Source organism: Bremerella alba, from assembly GCF_013618625.1.
GTDB lineage: Bacteria > Planctomycetota > Planctomycetia > Pirellulales > Pirellulaceae > Bremerella > Bremerella alba.
Window position 1 is genome coordinate 224,653 of sequence record NZ_JABRWO010000008.1, and the last position, 20,731, is coordinate 245,383.

At 55.9% G+C, this 20,731-nt stretch carries 15 protein-coding genes; 8 read left to right on the forward strand and 7 right to left on the reverse strand.

The annotated features are described in order from the left end of the window. The first annotated feature begins 301 nt into the window (after positions 1-301). Positions 302-1,822 carry a transglutaminase-like domain-containing protein gene (locus tag HOV93_RS15175; protein ID WP_207397359.1) on the forward strand — a complete coding sequence of 507 codons (1,521 nt, stop codon included), beginning with the start codon at positions 302-304 and terminating at the stop codon, positions 1,820-1,822. A 39-nt stretch (positions 1,823-1,861) separates the two neighbouring features. Here HOV93_RS15175 and HOV93_RS15180 read toward each other — a convergent pair whose 3' ends face one another. Both HOV93_RS15180 and HOV93_RS15185 read right to left on the reverse strand, forming a co-directional pair. Then, a complete protein-coding gene (locus HOV93_RS15180; RefSeq protein ID WP_235990410.1) occupies positions 1,862-2,290 on the reverse strand; it encodes a bis(5'-nucleosyl)-tetraphosphatase in 429 nt (142 codons plus the stop codon). 23 nt (positions 2,291-2,313) lie between these two features. Further along, a complete protein-coding gene (locus HOV93_RS15185; protein WP_207397361.1) occupies positions 2,314-3,405 on the reverse strand; it encodes a TolB family protein in 1,092 nt (363 codons plus the stop codon). Between the two features lie 332 nt (positions 3,406-3,737). Between HOV93_RS15185 and HOV93_RS15190 the strand changes: the two genes are divergently transcribed. From HOV93_RS15190 to glnD, 3 genes are all read left to right on the forward strand, one after another. Next, the gene (locus HOV93_RS15190) at positions 3,738-5,213 is read left to right on the forward strand and encodes an ammonium transporter (RefSeq protein ID WP_207397362.1); all 1,476 of its coding nucleotides are present in this window, start codon (positions 3,738-3,740) and stop codon (positions 5,211-5,213) included. 102 nt (positions 5,214-5,315) lie between these two features. Continuing rightward, the gene (locus HOV93_RS15195) at positions 5,316-5,654 is read left to right on the forward strand and encodes a P-II family nitrogen regulator (RefSeq protein ID WP_207397363.1); all 339 of its coding nucleotides are present in this window, start codon (positions 5,316-5,318) and stop codon (positions 5,652-5,654) included. Between the two features lie 98 nt (positions 5,655-5,752). After that, the gene (gene glnD, locus HOV93_RS15200; RefSeq protein WP_207397364.1) at positions 5,753-8,389 is read left to right on the forward strand and encodes a [protein-PII] uridylyltransferase; all 2,637 of its coding nucleotides are present in this window, start codon (positions 5,753-5,755) and stop codon (positions 8,387-8,389) included. Between the two features lie 6 nt (positions 8,390-8,395). On the opposite strand, the gene HOV93_RS26435 is transcribed toward glnD, so the two are convergent. The 3 genes from HOV93_RS26435 to mutM form a co-directional block, all read right to left on the reverse strand. Beyond that, positions 8,396-9,796 (reverse strand): DUF1570 domain-containing protein, encoded by a 1,401-nt coding sequence (locus tag HOV93_RS26435; RefSeq protein ID WP_207397365.1) that lies wholly within the window; start codon positions 9,794-9,796, stop codon positions 8,396-8,398. Positions 9,797-9,809: 13 nt separating this feature from the next. Beyond that, on the reverse strand, positions 9,810-10,832 hold the full coding sequence (locus tag HOV93_RS15210) for a DUF3500 domain-containing protein (RefSeq protein ID WP_207397366.1): 1,023 nt from the start codon (positions 10,830-10,832) through the stop codon (positions 9,810-9,812). 98 nt (positions 10,833-10,930) lie between these two features. Next, the gene (mutM, locus tag HOV93_RS15215; protein ID WP_207397367.1) at positions 10,931-11,770 is read right to left on the reverse strand and encodes a DNA-formamidopyrimidine glycosylase; all 840 of its coding nucleotides are present in this window, start codon (positions 11,768-11,770) and stop codon (positions 10,931-10,933) included. A 169-nt stretch (positions 11,771-11,939) separates the two neighbouring features. Here mutM and trpB point away from each other — a divergent pair, with 169 nt between their 5' ends. The 3 genes from trpB (at position 11,940) to HOV93_RS15230 (ending at position 15,179) form a co-directional block, all read left to right on the forward strand. Continuing rightward, entirely contained in the window at positions 11,940-13,154 is a 1,215-nt protein-coding gene (gene trpB / locus HOV93_RS15220) for a tryptophan synthase subunit beta (protein ID WP_235990412.1), read from the forward strand. 141 nt (positions 13,155-13,295) lie between these two features. Next, positions 13,296-14,099, forward strand: a complete 804-nt coding sequence (gene trpA, locus HOV93_RS15225) for a tryptophan synthase subunit alpha (protein WP_207397369.1) — start codon at positions 13,296-13,298, stop codon at positions 14,097-14,099. Between the two features lie 540 nt (positions 14,100-14,639). After that, positions 14,640-15,179, forward strand: coding sequence for a hypothetical protein (locus HOV93_RS15230; RefSeq protein ID WP_207397370.1), 540 nt, complete (start codon positions 14,640-14,642; stop codon positions 15,177-15,179). A gap of 250 nt (positions 15,180-15,429) precedes the next feature. On the opposite strand, the gene HOV93_RS15235 is transcribed toward HOV93_RS15230, so the two are convergent. After that, positions 15,430-16,356, reverse strand: coding sequence for an ABC transporter ATP-binding protein (locus tag HOV93_RS15235; RefSeq protein ID WP_207397371.1), 927 nt, complete (start codon positions 16,354-16,356; stop codon positions 15,430-15,432). Positions 16,357-16,387: 31 nt separating this feature from the next. Beyond that, positions 16,388-19,042: a hypothetical protein gene (locus HOV93_RS15240; RefSeq protein WP_207397372.1), complete on the reverse strand. Its 2,655-nt coding sequence runs from the start codon at positions 19,040-19,042 to the stop codon at positions 16,388-16,390. Positions 19,043-19,574: 532 nt separating this feature from the next. Between HOV93_RS15240 and HOV93_RS15245 the strand changes: the two genes are divergently transcribed. Further along, a complete protein-coding gene (locus HOV93_RS15245; RefSeq protein ID WP_207397373.1) occupies positions 19,575-20,426 on the forward strand; it encodes a hypothetical protein in 852 nt (283 codons plus the stop codon). Positions 20,427-20,731 lie beyond the last annotated feature (305 nt).

Genomic DNA, 20,731 nt, shown 5'->3' on the forward strand with positions numbered 1-20,731 from the left:
ACCGTAAAACGGGCCACTTTCCAGGCTTAAGTGACAATCTTTGAAATCTAATGAGACAATTTACTTGGCGCGCGCGGCACGAAATCGCAACCTATGACCGCCGCCGCTGCGTGACCCAACCGTTACGATCGGTCCAACTAGACTGCGGCAACGGCAGGACGCGTGCGAATTGCTTTCCCGATGATTCCTTGGCGAAACGCATGTGGTGTTTGGTATACTTCCACGTAGTCGCGATGTCCCCTTTTTGAAGCTTTTCTCCCCTGCGTGGATGATGCCTCTCCCCAATCAACGCAATGCATGGATGATTTCGTTTGGGCTGATCTGGTTTGGATTTGCCGGTTGTACTGACCCGAAGTCGCCTGAGCCGCCGAGACAGAATGCAGAAAAAATTGAGTCCTCGCAGGAAAGCTGGGGGGCGATTGTTCTTCAGGGCGAGAAAATCGGTCACACGATGGAAAAGATCGAGCGGCTCACGCACGATCAAACCGAGTATGTCCGGACCACAACCGTCGAACAGTTGCAGATCCAACGGGCAGGTCAACCATTGAAGATGAGGGTCGAGAACGTTTTCCTGTCGCTTGCCAATGGTTCTTTGAAGCAGTTCACTACCAAAATCGATCAGGCTGGCTCCGTGACCCGATTCACCGGCCAAACTTCCGAGGACGGTAAAACGCTGCGGATATCGACTCAAGGAGGGCAAAATCAGGCGGCCACGCACGACTCAATTACCTGGCAGCCAGACTACGGCGGATTGCATGCGGTCTACCGTTTATTTCAGAACCCACCTATCGAAGCGGGGCAGAAGCGTTCCGCAATGGCCCTGGTTCCCACGTTGAATCGTGTGGCCAAGCACTCGATTGAGGGGCAGGCAAAGGAAGCCGTCACGATGTTAGATGGGTCGACGGTAAACTTGCTAAGAACCAGATATCTGACCGAAATCAAAGGACAGCCGCCACTGGAATCGACGGCCTGGGTCGACGGTGCAGGCGAAATCGTGAAGATGACCTCCCCGGTACAAAACTTCGAGATCTACCGATGCCCGAAACCGTTCGCGTTGAGTGCCAACAAGATCGTTTCGTTTGACCTGGCACTCGATACGATTGTCCCGGTCGATGACATGCCAGAAGGCAACCGCGAGGATCTGCCGGAATTGACCTACCAAGTGAAGCTGAACTCGGGTGATCCTGCCAAGATCTTCGCCAGTACCACCAATCAACAGGTCACCTCAATCGGCGCGAATACGGCCCAAGTACGCGTTTGGCGAATACGTCCCGAGGGAAAATCTCCGGCGGATTTGCCGGAAAGCCCGCAACCCACCGCTGCCGAACTGGCTGCCAGTCCCCTGGTTCAGGTCCAAGATCCCGCTGTGCAGACGCTAATCCGCAAGGCATCCATCGAAGCAAAGGACCCTGCCCAGCAAGCCATCGCCCTGGAAAAATTCGTTCACGCGACGATTGAGGAAAAAAACTTCTCGCAAGGGTTTCTTTCCGCTGCCGAAGTTGCGCAAGGTAAGACCGGCGATTGCACCGAACATGCGGTGTTGTTGATGGCCCTGCTGCGTGCTCAGGGAATTCCTGCCCGGGGCGCCCTGGGCCTGGTGTATGTCGATTACGGCGATCAGCAAGGCTTCGCCTACCACATGTGGACCGAGGCCTGGGTCGGCGACCGTTGGTTGCCCCTAGACGCTACCCGGGGCAAAGAAGGCATTGGCGTCGATTACATCAAAGTGACGCAAACCGATTTAAGTGGTTCCGGCGCGTTCGCAGCATTTCTGCCGGTTTCGCAGGTCATCGGCCAGCTAGAGATCGAAGTGGTCGACTAGTTTGGCGCGTGTGTGCCGATTCTTGCATCGGTAGCCGCGCTAGGCCGTTCTGCCCACGTGCTGGGCGACTGCGGCCAGCAGCGGGTTGATGGTTTGCTCTTGAATCTCGTGCGGCGGATCCCAGGCAAACCACTGCGCGTCGCCGTGCTCGGTCAGATTGAGCTCAACTTCTTTATCCAATCGGGCTAGGAAGTAGACGACCGTCTTCAAGGTATCTGCACCACCGAACTTCTTTTTGTAGTTGACCACATACTGCAGCTGATACCGAAAGTTCGGGTCGACGGTGATGTCTTCGGCGCTGATGCCGGTCTCCTCTTCCAGTTCTCGCAGTGCGCACTGCATATCGGTCTCCCCCTCGTCGACGTGTCCTTTGGGCAAATCCCAGCGTTTGGGGTGCTTCATCAACAGAAAGGACTCGATGGGGTTTCCCTTCACGATCAAAAAGCCGCAGGCCTTAGTCTGCGGCATCGATGTCTCCGTCATGTTGCTCGTTACTTTTCTTCCTGGGGTTCGTCTTCGGGGAACAAAAAATCGGCGATAAAGAGTTGGCTGCTATGATCGTCGGTGCGAGTGCTGGTCCACATTAGCTTCTTGCCGTCGGGCGAAAAGACCGGCAGCACATCGGCTGCCGCACTATCGGTGATCCGCCAGATGGGACCAGGCTTGATCGCATCTTCCGTTTCTTCGTATTTCATGAGCCACAGATCGTAGTTCGGTCGACCCGGCTTCGAGTGATCGGCCCCAGCCCAAATGATATACGGCTTGGTCGGATGCCAATACGGTGCCCAGTTGACGCCCACGTTGTCAGTCAGTGCAAACTCTTTTTCACCATCGACCGAGATCACATAAATCTGCAGAAACCCTTCTTCTTTGCGATCGCTGCGAAAGACAATCCATTTGCCATTAGGCGAAATGAATGGCCCTCCGTCGTATCCTTTGGCGTCGGTCAACTGCTTCAGGTTTGATCCGTCGGCGTCCATGATGTACAGATCAGGGTCGCCGTCGCGATCGCTGCAGAACGCGATCTTCTTGCCATCGTACGAAAACGCTCCTTCGGCATCGTAGCCTTGGGCGGTCGTCAAACGAGTCAGCTCGCCTGACTTCATGTCCTTAAGGTAGATGTCGGTGTAAGGATCGAAGTCCCACGAATACCGCCGGCGCTGTCCGGTGCGACGTTCTTCTTCCTGTTTGGCGATCTCTTCGTCTTCGGTCTGCTTCATATTCGGGTCGCTATGGCTGCTGCTGAACAAGATGTTCTTGCCATCGACCGTGAAGTAGGCGCACGTTGTGCGACCACGACCGGTACTGACCAGTTCCGGCTCGCCGCCAGCCAACGGCTGGGTATAGATCTGATAGAACGGGTACTGGGGGGGAACGGCTTGGTAGACGATCCGCTTGCCGTCGGGCGAAAAATACCCTTCCCCAGCTTTGACCATTCCGGAGGTAACTTGGCGGACGTTCGATAGGGTATTCGATTCGATCGATGGGGTGCTGGCCTGCTCTTGGGCAAGGACAAGTGAGGTCGCCGTGCAGACCAAAACGAGGGTGGCGAGCGACAAAATGGGTTGCAAACGCATCGGCATCGGGGCGGCTCCCTGGTGTGGTGGGCAAACGATCATCATGGAAGGGTTTTCGTTCATTATAGGCAGGATACCACCCTCCGTCCGGCCTTGTTGCGTCCGAAGCTAGTGAAAAAAGTTACGAGAACTGGACTTATCTACTTTACGTGGAGCTCGCCTCCCCCTATTTTTTGTACTGACTTTGTCCATTTTCCGCATCAGGCAAAACGCTGGGACGTCTCTCCGGTACCAGCGGCGGGAAGGCAAGTCATTAGAAAGCGCGATGATTCAGGCAAATCATAGGCGGCGCGCAGAGTACTCACAATCTGATAAGACCTTTTATGAGGTGGAGATTCATGCGCACGTATTTCCTTCGTGGACGATTGGCCTGCGCGCTGATCGCTACGCTAGTTGGACTCTTACTATGTCAGCCGCTCGCGGCTCAACTCATCCCTGAAGCGGACGATGAACCGGTTGCTGCCGAGCGTAACGTCCCGGTAGAAGCTGGCAACGCAGGCGAAGTAGAGATTCCCGAAGAAGAGGCCCCAGGGCTCGACTCGGGGGACAACGCCTGGATGCTGACTTCCAGTGCGTTGGTGCTATTCATGACGGCCCCTGGTTTGGCGATGTTCTATAGCGGCCTGGTTCGTAAAAAGAACGTCCTGGGCGTGATGATGCAGTGCTTGTTTCTGATGGGCCTGATGACGATCGTCTGGAGCTTGTGGGGCTATACGCTGTGCTTTGGCGGCTCGAATCCCTATGTCGGGGACCTTGAGTTTCTGTTTATGAATAACGTCCAACCGGCGTGGGATGCAGAGCTGGGCGAGCCAGTCACCCCGATGCACGGAACGATTCCGGAATACACGTTTATGATATTCCAGGGAATGTTCTTCATTATCACTCCGGCGCTGATCTGTGGTGCGTTTGCCGAACGAATGAAGTTCTCGGCAATGGCCGTCTTCTCGGTTCTGTGGGGGACGCTGGTCTACTGCCCGCTGTGTCACTGGGTTTGGGACGGTGGGATTCTCGCTTATGGGGAAGCCGATGCACTGGCCGGTGGCGCACTCGACTTTGCGGGCGGAACCGTCGTGCATATCAGCTCGGGGATCTCGGCCTTGGTTTGTGCCATCTTTGTCGGAAAACGTTTGGGCTTTGGTCACGACGACATGCGTCCGCATAGCTTGACGTATACAACCCTCGGCGCGGCGATGCTGTGGGTGGGATGGTTTGGTTTCAATGCCGGAAGTGCCGGGGCCGCCAACGGATTGGCCTCGAATGCCTTCGCGGTGACGCACTTCTCAGCGGCCGCTGGGGCCGTGGCTTGGGCCATGATGGAATGGATTTTGCGGGGTAAGCCAAGCGTGCTCGGTTGTGCTTCGGGGGCGGTTGCTGGCTTGGTGTGTATCACCCCGGCTGCCGGCTTTGTGTTGCCGATGCCTGCTTTGGTCATGGGAGCCTCGGCAGGGATCGTTTGCTATTATGCATGTGCCGTGATGAAGCAAAGCATGGGTTACGACGACTCGTTGGACGCGTTTGGTGTTCATGGTGTCGGCGGAACCTTAGGTGCGGTGCTCACCGGTGTCTTTGCTTCGCGTCATGTCTGTGGTGACTTGACCGGCGGTGAACCAATCGGCTTGTACGAAGGGGGCGGAGTGTCGCTGGTGATTGGGCAGATTGTTGCCGTTTTGGTGACGATTGCCTTTTCGGTGGTGGCCACCGTGATCTTGCTGAAGCTGATTGATGTTGTCATCGGCCTGCGAGTGACCCAGGAAAGCGAAATCCGTGGTCTGGATATCTCCGAACATGGAGAAGAAGGCTACATCTTCAGCTAACGTCGCCCTGCCTGGGCGATGCATTATCATAGTTCACGACCGAGCCCATACCCAGCGGCTCGGTCTTTTGAACCGCATTAAAGCGCATTAGGAGATAGACCGATGAAAAAAGTCGAAGCGGTTATCCGCCATTTCAAATTGGATGATGTGAAGAACGCGCTGAGCGAGCAAGGTGTGTTCGGCATGACCGTCATCGAAGTATCGGGTTACGGTCGTCAGAAGGGACACACCGAGACGTATCGCGGCACAGAATACGCGGTCGACTTTGTCCCCAAGAAGAAGATCGAGATCGTGTGCAGTGATGGAAATCTGCAGAAGGTGATTGACACCATTTTGCGGACGGCTCAAACCGGCCAAATTGGGGACGGAAAGATTTTTGTCACCAATTTGGAAGATAGTATTCGCATCCGGACCGGAGAAACGGGCGAAGACGCTATTTGAATCCCGTCGACAGATGCCTAATTAGATTAAACTAGCAGCGGCGCCACCCGGTTGATTCGGCGCCGTTTTCTTACCTGAAGAGACAGGCGAAGCATTTCATGGCAGCACTGCGCCTTCGTGAATCGGTCATCGCGGCAAAACAGAAATTGGCCGCAGGTCGAGAGAAACTCAAGCAGCAGCATCAGGCCGGCACGCCTGGGGTTCAATTGTGCGCTCAAATCACCGATTGCTTCGATTCAATTCTCTTAGAATTGGTCAACGCTGCGGCGGATGATGTCCCAGGCTTCACCGCCGAGCGGGTACTGAGCAATGTGACCATCGTTCCGCACGGCGGCTATGGGCGGCGTGATGCGGCTCCTTATTCCGACATCGATTTGATGATCATGCACGCGCCGACCTTTCGTGAGCCGGCGATTCAGTTCACTAAGCGACTGCAGCAAGATGTGTTCGACGTGGGGTTGATACTAGGACATAGTCTTAGGACGCCCCGGCAAGCTATCTCAGCTGCGATGTCCGACGCCACGATCTTCACTTCATTGGCCGAGAACCGGTTCCTGGCCGGTAGCGTCGGGCTGTTTCGCGATTTTGCGGAACCATTTCGTCGTCAGTCCAAACGCTGTTTCCGCAGTCTTTTTCACGCGATCATGACTGCACGGGACGAAGAACGCACGCAGTATGGCGAACTCGTCCATTTGCTCGAGCCCAATATTAAACGCTCTAGCGGTACGCTACGCGGCATCCAGATGGTGCGCTGGCTTGGCTTTGCGAAGTTTGGCGAGAACGAAATGGACGCGCTCAATCGCCTGGGCGCGGTCTCGGACCGGGATCGGAAGATTTTGCGAGACGCACGAGAGTACCTCCTGCGACTGAGAAACGAACTTCACTTCCATGCCGGCAAGTCGACTGATTTGCTCGACCGTGCCGAGCAAATTCGCATCGCCGAATTGTATGGATACCAAGGCACCGAAGGACTGTTGCCGGTCGAACAGTTCATGCAGACTTATTTCGAGCAGACCAGTGGTGTACGCGATGCAGGCCGGCATTTCATTGCATCTATTCGGCCCCAATCGCCCATTGCGACAATCTTTGGCCCGATCATGACACGTCGTGTTGATCGTGATTTTCACGTGGGCCCTTATCGAATCAGCACGTCCAAAAAATGGAAACAGCACCGCGCCGGTCAGATAGATCAGATCCTGGAATTGATGATTGCGGCCAGCCGGTTTGGTCGACAGATCGATCACCCGACCTGGGAAATCATCCGCAGCAAGATGCAGGGACAAGGGGAAGTCGAAATGACCGAGGCAACGCGCCGGGCATTTCTGACTCTATTGTCTGAGCCAGGCCGACTGGGCGAGTTGCTACGGCGTCTGCATGAATTGCGACTCTTAGAGAAGATCGTGCCGCAAATGTCGCACGCGCGATGTCTGCTGCAATTCAATCAATATCACAAGTACACCGTCGACGCGCACTGCATCAAGACGGTTGAGTGTGCCACCCAGTTCCTGGAACGCGACGACACGCTGAGTGCGGTCTACATGAAAATCAAGAAGAAGTGGCTCCTGCATCTGGCCCTGCTCATTCATGACCTTGGCAAAGGGTTTTCCGAAGATCACAGCATCGTCGGGGCACGCATGGCCGAAGAAATCGCTGATCGGTTTTGGCTGTCTCCGCAGGACAAGGAAACCCTGGTGCATCTGGTGCTGCATCACCTGACGATGTCGCACCTGGCGTTTCGCCGCGATACGTCGGACGAACAGTTGGTTCTGAGCTTCGCCATGGAAAATGGTCCGGCCGAGCGAATGAGAATGTTGTTCGTGCTGACTTGTGCCGATTTCGCCGGCGTAGGTCCTGGGACATTAAACGATTGGAAAGTCCGAGTCCTCACCGATCTCTACCGCCGCTCGATGCAAAACCTGGGCGGAGACGACACGGTCGATACGATCGCGCTGCGGCGTAAAAAACACGATCGTCTGGCGTCTCTCGTTCGCGGACACGAACACGAAGAGTGGTTCCGTCATGTGATCGATTCGCTACCGGAAGGATTCCTTCAGGAAACGCCTGCCACGCAGATCATTAGCGATCTGGAACAACTTCATGCGATGACGGACGATTCGCCGATGGTCGCGTGTCAGTATCGCGAAGACCGCGGCGTGTTGGAAATCACCATCGGAACGCGCGAAGCGCTCATGCAGGGTGTCTTCCACAAGTTAACTGCGGCCGTTACTAGCCAGCGTATGACAATTCTTGCCGCCGAGATTAACACCTTGGCCGATGGACTGGTCCTCGATCGTTACTTCGTGCAAGATCAAGATCACGATGGCCAGTCGCCGCCGCAACGCATGGAAGATATCTGCCAACGGATCCGCAAATACTTGACCGCCGCGGACGATCAGGCTCCTACTTTCACCGCAACCTGGACTTCTCGCAATCAGCGCCTGGCCGAAGAAGCGATTCCGATTCCTACGGAAATCAAAATCGATAACGAGACTGCCGATCTATTCACAATCGTCGAAGTCTTTACCCAGGACCGCCAAGGATTGCTCTATCAGATTTCACGCATGCTCTACGATATCGGCTTGAGTGTTCACGTGGCCCGCATCACGACTCACTTGGATCAAGTCGTCGACGTGTTTTATGTCACCGACGCGGAGGGCAATAAAATCTTCGATGAAGAACGCCTCAAGTCGATCAAGCAGACACTGAACGAAGCACTTGTCGAGCAGGCATCGTAAACGACGCTACGATTCCAACTGGCGGATAAAGGTTACCCACTCGGCTTGAACCCGAGAGACACTCTCGCCGAAGGTTTCTTCTACCGAAGGTGCCGGTAGATTGCGTTGGTGGACGTAACGATCCAGACTGCCAGGGGCGAATAACTGCTTTTGAAACACCAAGTACCAGGCCAATCCCCAGGCAACGTCGTAGTCGAGTCGACCTTCGTGCAGATTCTCGAACAGGATAAAGCTGCCGGCTTCGGTTTGCAGAATCCGTTGTAGGCTCATTCCGTTATCCTGATCCAGGCGGGCCTTCAAACTGGCAAGGATCTCTTTCGGAGGAAGGTCGATACGGAACGTGCCGTTTTCAAATTGCGCATGCTCGAACAGTTGAGCCAGGCCTTCGTTCAGCCAAATGGGCACCTCGTACTGGTCTTGCGGATAGAGGTAGTTCTCGACGTAGGCATGAAACGATTCGTGGCACAAGTGCTGCGTGGCCTGGTTCATCAGCGCGTCCAGCATGGCCTGGTTGCGGCGATCGACCACCCGAATTTGTCCCTGCGTTTTTTTGAAGTCTCGTTGCCAAGCTTCGCGCCGCGTTTGAACTTCGGTAATGACCGCGTCGGGTGACCAGCCGGCATCCTTCAGGCGCTTGGCCAACTGGTTCAGGTCGTCGGGCAGTTTTTTTTCTCGCTCAGACCACTGGGCAAGTATTGCGTCATGTCGAACGCGTGCAACATCCAATCGTGCGAGAAAAGAACCGAGGTTTGAGCCAATCAAAACCTGGTTGGTATGCGGCACGTAAACAGCCGGGTTGTCGATCTGCAGACCGATTTTCTTCAAATAGGCCGAATAACTGTCGATGGAATAGAATAGGACGATCTGAATCGGGCTGCTGGGTTTCTGCTTGGGGGGCAGCCAATGTTCAAAGGCCTGAAAGATTTGATCGACACGAACCGCGAACGTACGCGTCATGTCCTCGTTCAAGGGGCTGAGTAACACAAAGCGATCGCCCTGATATTCCCATGCCTGATCGGTCTCAAGTAGAGACGACTTCACACGTTTCAGCTGTAACGAGTCTTTCGCCGCCGCACGGATCTGCGTGTGATTGCTCAGTCGTTCGACCAGCTTCTCGAGCCGCTGGCGATCGTCGCCGGTGACTTTCTCTAAGCGTTTTTGCTTGCTCGTGCTGATGGTATGGATAACGGCGAACATCGGTTTGCCAGGCGGGCGGTTGATCTCGAGAAACTCGAGGCCGCGGGGAGATTCCTCGAGCAACATCCCCCGTAGTTCCGTGCCATCTTTCAACTCAAGAATATCGGTTGACTGATCGCGAAGCGGATCTTGAGGTTGAGCAAGAAGCGGCAACGTCATCAAGGACATTGCCGCCGCGGTTAACCAGGCAACGATTACAGATCGATTCACAAACGGGCCTCGGCTAGGCAGCGTTCCATGGGACTTTATGCGAGTCGGCTACGTTCACCCAGCAGTGAACATGCGGCTTGCCACGGAAGTACCAGACGAAACTGGGCCCTTCCAGACGCCAGTTGTCCCATACTTTGTCATTGCCCATGTCCGAGTCCTCGTAGAACGACAGGTGACACGCATCGAGACCTCCGTACTTGCCCAAGCAGGACACGACTTCGTCTCGATCGCTCTGCCGGTAAGGCTCGATCAGCGTTTTCAGCACGTCCTGCACGGCTTCCTTTTGATCGTCGGAAAGATCGCCGACTTTGATACCGCTGAACTTGGCATCAGGGCCTTGGAAGCCTGATTCCTGTTCGACGGGGCTCTTTTTCACTAAAGCAACCTTCTGCTGCTTGCCGTCGAGAATCTTATACACGTTATTGGCCGCTTGGGCTTGATGCCAAAAGACGTTACCAGGATGGCCAGACTTTTCGTTGAAAGCTTTGGCCGCGTGACCGTAGAAGATCGGTCCGCCGAACGCGACGTGCTCGGCCGAGTCACCGTCGCATCGCATGGTCATGTGACGGCCGGTGATCACCAACTCGAACTTGCCTTCGCCCGGTTTGCCGAAAATGGCGATATTCTGCTGCTTGCCAAATCCGCCAGCGTCGTCTTTCAATTGGCGATCGAACTTCTCGACCCATTCAGGGTTGATCATGCCGACAAAGATCTGCCGAATCAGGTGCTGCTGGTCTTTGGTGTAATAATCTCCGTCAATCGTTTGATCGACGATATGCCAGTTGTTCTCGACGTGGGTTCGCAGTTTTCCTTCAAAGGTTGTTTCGTGGTCCCAGTCGAAGGTGACGTCCTTCTTCTGTTTCTCGTTCAGGGTGTCGTACAAAACCTTGACGAGTGATTCAGGCGTATCTTTCTTAGCGGTTTCATCAGCGGCAAAAAGCGAAGTACCGCCCAGTGCGAGGCCTGCCGTTGTGGCGGCAGCCGTCTGGAGGAAATCGCGTCGATTGGGGGGAACCAGGGGAAGACGGCTAGGCATTGAAAGGCCTCCGGGAAGGGAGATGGGGAATGAGGAGCGCACTTCTTCTATTTTTAACAGACCGTACCCTCAGAAAACAATCGAAATATCGAATCCGTCTACTTCGTCTTCTGGCAGCGGGGACAATAGAACGTCGCACGTTGTGCCTGAACCGTCCGGACAATGACAGCTTTGCCGCACGAGCGACACACGTCCCCCTCTTTAGCATACACCCGATGCTCGTTCTGATAGCTGCCATTTTGGTTGAGCGCGTTGCGATAGGTCCCATCGCTTAAGGTCGACCCTTCGTATCGGATGGCCAACTCCAGAACTTCAACCATGCAGGCATGAATCCGCTTCCAAGCTTGAGGAGAAAGCTCGCTGCATGGCCGATCTGGGTGGACCTTTGCCTGATGTAAAATCTCTGATGCGTAAAGGTTGCCGATGCCTGCGATCCGGCGTTGATCGAGCAAAGCGACCTTTACCGGCTGACGCGTGGCCGCAAACCGCTCGCGGAAAGTCAATGCATCGACAGCAAGCGCATCGGGCCCGAGTCGGCCTTCGTGGAATTCGTTTTCAAACTGTTCGGCCGAAAACCACCGAACCGATCCCAGCCCGCGACGGTCCCAGTATAAAAGCTGCGGATGTGCCGCGCCCGAGAGTGTGAGCCGTACCCGAAGATGATCGAGTGTCGGGGGATCGGAAACGAGCACGAGCCCCGTCATGCGTGGCTCGAACATCAACTGAGATTGGTCGTCCAGAACAAGGAGGACCCGTTTGCCCAGCCGATCGATTCGCTCGACCGTTCGTCCAACCAGCGTTTTTTTGAGGACACCCGCGGTGGGGGTAATGCCGATGGGACGTCGTTGGCAGGCCAGTTTTTCGAACGTTTCAATTCGACCGCCGATCAGACCCAAAACGCCGCGACGCATCGTTTCGACTTCAGGAAGTTCCGGCAATGGGTTGATCTCCGTTGTGTTTCGATTCCGATCGCGGTTATCGCGTCCACTTGACCCCCTTACAGGTTGCCCGGATACTCAAAGGTTTATCACGCAGGCACCTGCGTCGCACAACGGGAAAGATCCTGCTGCGACGTCATTCCCCAAATCGTGACACATGGATCCGCTGATGGAAAGTCTAGGTACCGCCAGTCGTAACGTTCCTGATCCTTCTGGCCGCTTTGGTCCGTTCGGGGGGCGATACGTCCCTGAAACGTTGACCAAGGCCCTCGACGAGCTAACGGCCGAATACGAAAAGGCCGTGCAGGACCCCTCGTTCTTTGAAGAGCTGAAGGGCCTGTTGCGGGACTTCGTCGGACGTCCGTCCCCTTTCTATCATGCCAAGCGGCTGAGCGAACAAGTCGGGGGTGCCCAAATATGGCTGAAACGCGAAGATACCAACCACACCGGCGCTCACAAAATCAATAACACGCTCGGCCAAGCCTTGCTGACCTTGCGGATGGGCAAGAAGCGAGTCATCGCGGAAACGGGCGCTGGCCAGCACGGTGTGGCGACGGCCACGGCTTGTGCTCACTTCGGCATCCCTTGTGTGGTGTACATGGGCGAAGAAGACATTCGCCGCCAGGCTCCGAACGTGTTCAGCATGAAATTGCTCGGCGCAGAAGTTCGCCCCGTCACGACCGGTTCACGAACCCTTCGCGACGCGATCAACGAAGCCATGCGTGACTGGATGTCTTCGGTCGAAGACACCCATTACATCTTGGGTAGCGTCGTCGGTCCGCATCCCTTCCCACGGATTGTGCGTGACTTCCAGGCGGTCATCGGCGATGAAGCTCGGCAGCAAAGTCTCGATCGCCTAGGCAAGTTGCCCAATAAGGTGGTCGCATGCGTCGGCGGCGGCAGCAATGCGGCCGGCATGTTCTATCCCTTTGTCGAAGACCAAAATGTCGAGTTGATCGGCGTCGAAGCTGGCGGACGTGGCCCCAGCGCCGGCGATCACGCCTCGCCGCTCACCTACGGCGAACCTGGCGTGCTGCATGGCAGTTACAGCTTTGTCATGCAGGACGAAGACGGTCAGACATGCGATGTCCATTCGATGTCGGCCGGTTTGGACTACCCCGGCGTCGGCCCCGAGCACAGCTACTGGAAGGCCACCGGTCGCGTTCAGTACACATGCTGCGACGACAACGACGCGATGAAAGGTTTCGACGCGTTAGCTGCCAACGAAGGGATTCTGCCGGCACTCGAATCCTCGCACGCGGTCTCGAAAGCCATGGAATTGGCCGCCAAGATGCCCAAAGATCAGGTCGTGTTGGTCTGCCTTTCCGGCCGAGGTGACAAAGACGCTGCCGAAATTGCACGCCTCAAAGGCGTCAAGTACTAACGGAATTGAATGGGCTCGATTCGTGTGCTACTGGCTTCCAGTCAGTGTGACTGAGAAACCGAGTCCTCGCTTGGCACTGGCCCGAGGCCAGTGGCACACAACAGTCTACTCTCAGCAAACACCAACGAAGGTTACGCCCCGATGTCTGCCGTCGATCGAGCTTTTGAAGCCCTGCGTTCGCAAAACAAAAAAGCCTTGGTTCCGTTTGTCACTGCAGGCGATCCTTCGTTGGAGATCACCGCAGCGGCGCTGACGGAACTGGGCAAGCGTGGGGCCACGGTGTGCGAAGTGGGGATCCCCTACAGCGACCCAATCGCTGATGGTCCGGTCATTCAGGCCTCGTACACGCGGGCACTCGACAAGAAGATCAAGCTCAAGTCGATCCTCGAGACCATCGGCAGCGTTACGCCGACCCTCCCCTGCCCTGTCGTGACGATGATCAGTTATGCGATCATTCACCGGCACGGACCAGAGAAGTACCTGGACATGGCCCAGGCCGCCGGCGTAAGCGGCGCGATTGTGCCAGACCTGTTGGTCGAAGAATCGGAAGCATTCGCCAAGCTATGCCAAGAGCGTGACTTCAGCTTGATTCAATTAGTCACGCCGACCACCTCGAAAGAACGCGCCAAGAAGATCGTCGAAACGTCGACCGGCTTCATCTACTACGTTTCGGTCGCCGGCATCACCGGCGAACGCACCGAGCTTCCGCCGAACATTGTCGACAACGTGAAGTGGCTCAAAAGCCAAACTGACTTGCCCATTTGTATCGGCTTCGGCATCAACAAGCCCGAGCACATCCACATGCTGAAAGAAGCGTGCGACGGCGTGATCGTCGGTTCGGCTATCGTCCGCCGTCTGTGCGAAGCAGAAAGCAAGCCGCAGGAACAGGTCATCCAGGAAGTAGGCGAATACGCCGACTCGCTGCTGGATGCATTGAACGGCTAACGGCCCTTCCCGGAAGAGTTTTGGACCACTGCTAAAGAGCGTGGTGGTGCATAGCAGGATCTAAGATTGAGGGTGGCTCAGAAATTCATTTCTGAGTGGCCGTAGGCCACAAGCGGCTCGTGTTCCCGGCATGTGCAGAGTAGCCAGACCCTATCCTTATCAACGTCTCATCACTAGCCGTTTGTCGGCTACACCGACCTTCCGTGCACTTCTTGATTAGTCCTCTCCTCTCTCTCCAGCGGTATGTCCTGCTAGGACCCACGAATCAAAAGCTACCCTCTGGCAGTTATCGAGCTATAATGATATTAGGAAAATTACTGAACTTGACTCAGACTATTAGTCGAAATTAATGTAGCTTTAGAGCGTTTGCGAAAGGCAGCCAATTGGTACGCCGTTCGCAACCTTGCCCCATCATGCGTGTGGACATTACTTCACCCTTCGGGCATTGACGATACCACGATCGCGGCATCGTTTGGCACTTAAGCCAAAGGCCTGACGGGTTTTGCTGACCGACATCCAAGTACGGGAGGGGAACCAACCATGCATGCCGACGATGACAGCACCAAGATGCACCGCTTCTTTGCAGGCATCACCGAACAGACGTTCCAGGCCAAACTGGGCGTTCCGGATACCGATCTGACCGACTATCTGACCGGCCTTCTCACGCGATTTATTCGCAGCGACATGATCTTCAAGGTCCGCAGCTTGACCGGCAAGCCGCTGACCGAAGTGGCCGACATGCTGATCGAAGCCGAAGCTCGAATCGGCCAGGCCAAGCAGTCTGTCCACCAGCACGTGGGCGATTTCCTGCTCTTCTGGAGCGGTGTCTACCCGGAAAGCCTGACCCAAATGCAGAAGGCCGATCGCAAAGATCACCTGCTGAACTATTGGGTCGTTGGCAAACAGGCGTACTCGAAAGCGAGCGAACTGTCCGCCGAAGAACATTCCGACAACGAAGCCGAACTGCTCAGCAAACTGAGCCACGAGTTCGAACTGTGCGCCTACGGCCTAGGCGAAGTCCGCCGCGAGTGGGAACGCCGCGACCAAGAGGGTGACTCGCAACCGATCATCTTGATGTAGATGGTTGTCTGGCTATTCAGTCCTGAGTGTCCGAATCGCCTTTTGACCACTTCTCAAGAATGGATCGCACAACTCCCATGATCATCATTGTTCCGAAGATAAGGTTGGCCACAATCGTAACAATGAATGCGGCTGTCCCCATCCAGTCATCCCGCCTTCCAAAAGGTAACGCGATGATCACTGCGATACCGACGACAAGTATCAGATAGATCGGCCCCATCGGGCGAGTCATTGGGGGCGTCATGACTGTCTAAGTGACCAACCCCTTGGTCACCATCATAAACACATCTTCCAGCGTCGGGTCTTTCTCGGCGAACGTGCGGACGTTGATCTGATTGTCGACCAATTTCTTCAACAGCGAAGCAACCCCTTGGTCGTCGGTCTGCAGTTCGCAGGTCACCTGACCACGGTCGATATCGATGTCCACGCATTCTGGCATGCTGCGGATGATCGAGAGGCCAGCGTCCATGCCGTCGACGAATTTGATGCTGATGATCCGGTTCTTGCGGATGCGGCGGTAGACCTCTTCGATGGTGCCGCTCATCAGCAGTTCACCTCGCTCGATGATCCCGATCGACGTGCAGCAGTCGGCCAGTTCGGTCAGGATGTGGCTGGAAATGAGGATCGTCTTGCCCATCTTGCGAAGTTCTTTCAGCAGCGCCTTCACCTCCAAACGTGCCCGAGGGTCCAATCCGCTGGCCGGCTCGTCTAAGATCAGCACCGGCGGATCGTGCACCAGTGTCTTGGCCAGGCACAGTCGCTGCTTCATCCCGCGAGACAGGCCGTTGACGAAGTCGTTGCGTTTGTGCGTCAGGTCCAGCAGTTCTAGCACGTCGGTGATGACCGCTTTACGGCGACTGCGAGGGATTTTGTAGGCCACAGCAAAGAAGTCGAGAAACTCCCAGACCTTCATCCCGTCGTACACGCCGAAGTTATCAGGCATGTAACCCACGCTATGCCGCACATCCATCGGCTGTTCGGCCACGTTAAAACCATTCACAAAGCCTTGCCCGCGAGAAGGTCGCAGCAAGGTGGCCAGAAAGCGAATGCTTGTGCTTTTGCCGGCACCGTTGGGGCCGATGAAACCGAACATTTCGCCGGCGCCGATCTTCAGGTTCAAGCATTTGACTGCGGTGAAATCGCCATAGTCTTTGCCGAAGTCGACTAATTCAATCATCGAGGTACGTCCTGAAGGTGCATAGGAAGAGTTACAACGAATCGATGGCGTCGAGTTCCATCAACTGCATCTGAGCCGGTTCCTGGCCCAGAAAACGGCGTGTGTTTGCATCCGCCTGGGGTTCCGGCAAATCGGCATGCTGCAAATGGGCGACCACCATCGTACGGATCGTGCGCTGGTTGGACTCCGGCGAGATGGTCATCCCCGGCATGTCTTCTTCGGTCCATCCAATCAATCGCGTTTCGCCCTGCTTAAGCTGCCGAACGTCCTTCACCGTGTTGAGCAGATGCCGCAAGTTGACTTGGCCATCGGTCGGGGTTAGAGAAAGCACCGGCGAATCGGTCCACGCATCGAAAAGTGTCCACTCGTCGTCCGCTTTGCCAAAGCGAAGTTCGCGTTTCGTTTCTGGCTGAAGGTCCCCCAGCCAGGCCACTTCAATTTGATTCGACTGAGCATTGCGGCGAATAACCCCTACGTCGTGCAGTGTCTGCGTCGAGGCGTACGTCAGGGTACCTGACCCGGCAGTGTCGGTGTCCCACTGGAACATCGGCTCGATCGATGTGGAAAGGAAGTACTCGCTGTGGATCATGGTCGACGAGTTCGAGGCAACCTGAACGCCGCTCAACTGGATATCGCCCCCTTCCTGATGATAGCGAACTTCGCTGGTGCCTTCGCCAAAGCGACGCGACTGATTGCTGAACGCTTCTGCTCCGCGGCCAAACGGTAGCGCGACGGCCGTCGATTCCGAGAAGGTCATGTCGTAGGTCGTACTCAGCGAGGTATACAGCGAGGTGAACCGCGTCAGGTGAGCCCGATGATAATCCGCATGGGCCTCTAGGAAAGCAATTTCTGTGCGGCTGCGGGCAAAGCCGATATCGAGCTCGGCCAGCTTAATCACGCAGACGGCACCAATGATGGCAATCACGGGAGCGGCGATCCAGGCCCACTCGACCCGTCCCATCATCCAGAAGACCAGCCAGTTCAGCGGTACCAAAACCAACAGATAACCAGCGGTGACTCGCAGCACGAAGTTGCCGTTGGGAATGCTAATACCTGCCGCGTCTCGCAAACAGGCCCGAGCCGCCGTCGAGATCCCACTGGCATCGTTCCACCCGGCGACGCCGGCCTGGTTGTCGTAGGTGAATCCCGAGAACGCATCGATGTTCAGGTCTTTTTCAGTCTGTTTGATTTGTGCTTCTAGCTCGGCAATCTGGTTTTCATCCGGTAGCGATCCCGCTTCCATGGCGTCGGTCATATCCGGTGTGGGCTCGCCGGGGGGCAGTTCCTGAATGAGATTGGCATCACGCCGCTGATAGGCAGGCATCAGATTCGCCAGGTCGCGGCTCATATAGCGTAGCGAGGTGACCAGACGCGGATCGTTGGTGCCGTACGTATCGGCCCAGGCGTTAACCGGCTGCTCGTCGTCGGTCTGGATAAACTTACGGGGAACTCTTCGCAGTAGCACGCCATTAAGAAACGAGTCGAAGTTCTTCCAGTTGCGAGAGATATCAGGCGAGCGAATTTGAAACGCCGTCACAGCAATCCGCCCTCGTCCGACACGCCGCTCGGCGACCAGGTCGCCAGTCTTGGGAATGAACTGTGCTTCGGGGCGGAGCTTCAAGTCCGAGCCACGCAGGGCCCCGGCACGCAAGTCGACCTCGTAACGAAGTTCCTGCCATTTGTTGCTCTCGTAGATTTTTTCCGTCTTAACAAACTCGTCGTTCCACGCTTGGAAACGGTCTTGCCCCAGTTCGACGCTGCCGCCGTCATCGGCCGGTAAGTAGTCTCCTAGAAAGCTTAGCTTCAAACGATCGAGCGAGTCAGGCCCGCTGATAATCAGTTGCCCGCCGAAGTGCAGCCAATCGACCATGGCTTGTTGTTGATCGAGCGACAATAACGCGGGATCGATTCCATCCCACAGCACATAGGCGATCGACGTCCAGGCCATCGAATTTTCGGGGACCGAAACGCGATCGACTGTCTTGGGTAACACCAACCGATAATGCGGTGCCTGTTCCTCTGGGGTGAGCGACGGATAAAGAGGACGAACAACATCGGTCACTTCCAGAAACTGGTATTCGTCCGACGCGCTGGCCAGGACCACCATGTAATACTCTTGCGGGTACATGCGCGCAGTGGCCAGGCGATCGACCAGCACCGGCCGCCCTCCCCCGACCGGGCGAAGGTCGCAAGCAAACAGCCGCGATTGCGAGATGTTCCGCTCGAAAAGAGGCGGGTAGAAAAGCAGATCGGACCAACGCTCTTGCCCTTTGGGTAGTGCCAACGGGCGCGTGGCCGAAAAGAAATAATCGGTGTCGGTAATCGGCACAGGGTTATTGTTAGAATCGACCGTCGACGCGTAAAGCTCTCCGCGGAAGTCGAAATTGTTGGCCTTCATCAGGGTGCTGACATTGGTCCAGTGCCCCGGTTTGACGCGGTTGAGCTGCGTGCGGCGATCGTCCGATGGCAAGACATTCAGCTTAGGTGGCTCGAAGTCGTCCTTGGTTTCCTCCCTGGCCAACCGCGCTTGGCGTTCTTCCAGCGTCTCGGCAGGATCGAAGCAGCCCGAGCATCCGGTCGTGCCTAGCATGCTGAAAAGGAGGAATGCGGCCATCCAGCTGCGGCGCACAGGAGTCGCCCACAACGGAGTGAAGTCGTTTCGCGCCGAGTCGAATGTTGATGCCATACGAGAGAAGTCTTTAGCCGCCGAATCAGGTAATCACTACGCCGAGCTAAATTCTGCTCGCGTCAGGCGTTATTTCATTCCCGTAGCGTAGGAAAGTTACGCCACCGAAGCAAGCAGAAGGATAAGTTCAGGGGTAGAGATTAACGGCCAGCGGAGGATAACGACCACCGGCCCGAACCCAAAAGAAAGTTGCGATCGGTAGGGCCACCGCGCGTGCCGCGAGTCACGAAGCTGGTACCCGGTATCCAACCCGCGTCCGCGAATCCAAAAAAATTTTCATTTGAGCACTATACATATGCTACACCAGGCTGGTATATCTAAATCATGCCCAGGGGACGCTTCCCCGGCACCGTGCCTATTTTCTTTTTAGGCATACGAAATCCATACCCAGTCCGCTGCTAGATAAGCAGCAAAACGTAGGGCCCCGCGCGAACGCGGGTCGGATACCGGGTACCCGCTTCGCGACCCGCGACACGCGGGCCCTACTTAAACTAACCCATCACTTTGCACACAAATATTTACGAGCACCATTATGTCCCATCACCACGAAAAACCTGAAAAACACGAACCGGGCGCCTCCGCGCACGGTTCGCAGGTTGCCGTGATCGATGGCAACCGACTCCTCTGCCCCTGCTGCGGCGAAGTCCTGGCACTACTGGCCGACGAGCCTCCGAAAGAGCCACCCTTCGAGAACCCCATGCACCGGGCCGAGCACGGCAACGATCCGCTGGGCCGCCCGCAAGGGGCAACCTTGAGCGCGATCATTCGAAGGCAAGAAGCCCAGGAAGCGATCACGCGTGAGCCTGAAGAACCCCCGCAAGTAACCGAAGAAGAACACTTCACGCGAATAATGGACGAAGCAGGTCCCAGCTACCGGGCAGATCCCTTGGTAGTACCCATCGATCCCGAGATCGAAGCGTACGAATTCCCCAAGGAAGATCCGCCCACGATCGCAAAACCAAAGAAGTGCCAACTTCCTAAGCTTCCACCACTGGAGCCTAGACCGAAACGCGAGCGCCAGCTTCACCATCGTTACCGCGAGCGGGAAATCCGTCGCAGCAAACAACCAATCCAAGAACCGTTGTCCTACCAAGAGAAGCGGTTCTTCGCCTGGACCTACTACCGCATGAAGGCGCTCAACCTGCAACTGCAGGGAGAAATATGCGCCAAGCAAGAAGAGATCGACGCGTTAGAGCGTGAACTCAACCGCCCGCACGATACACCTTGCAACGAACAACCCTCAACCACCCTACCAACAAAACACCGGGTGCCATGCCCACGTCTTCGTGGGCACGCGAAAAAGATCGTCCAGAACAGAAGACGTGACCGGGCACGTCAGGCGTTAGAAAGAGCTTCCCAAACCAAAGAACGCGGTCCACCCTAACAACGCGACCCTTCATCTCGTGTAGGGTGTGAGCAGTGACGCGAAGCGGAACGTATCGCATCGAATACGGTCTCCATCCCATGGCAACGCGAAAACGTTGTGCATGGTGCGATTCGCTGCGCTACTCAGCATCCTACGGCAGAAGAGGCCTCTCTTCTCTTGTCCCCTCTCCCTCGCAGGGAGAGGGCTAGGGTGAGGGTTTCTTGAACAACAGTTGACGAAGATCACAAGAACACGTTCCGAGTCGATTAGGAACGTCGTTCGCGCATGCGCTATCAACAAGCGGGATTCCCTTTAACCCTCAC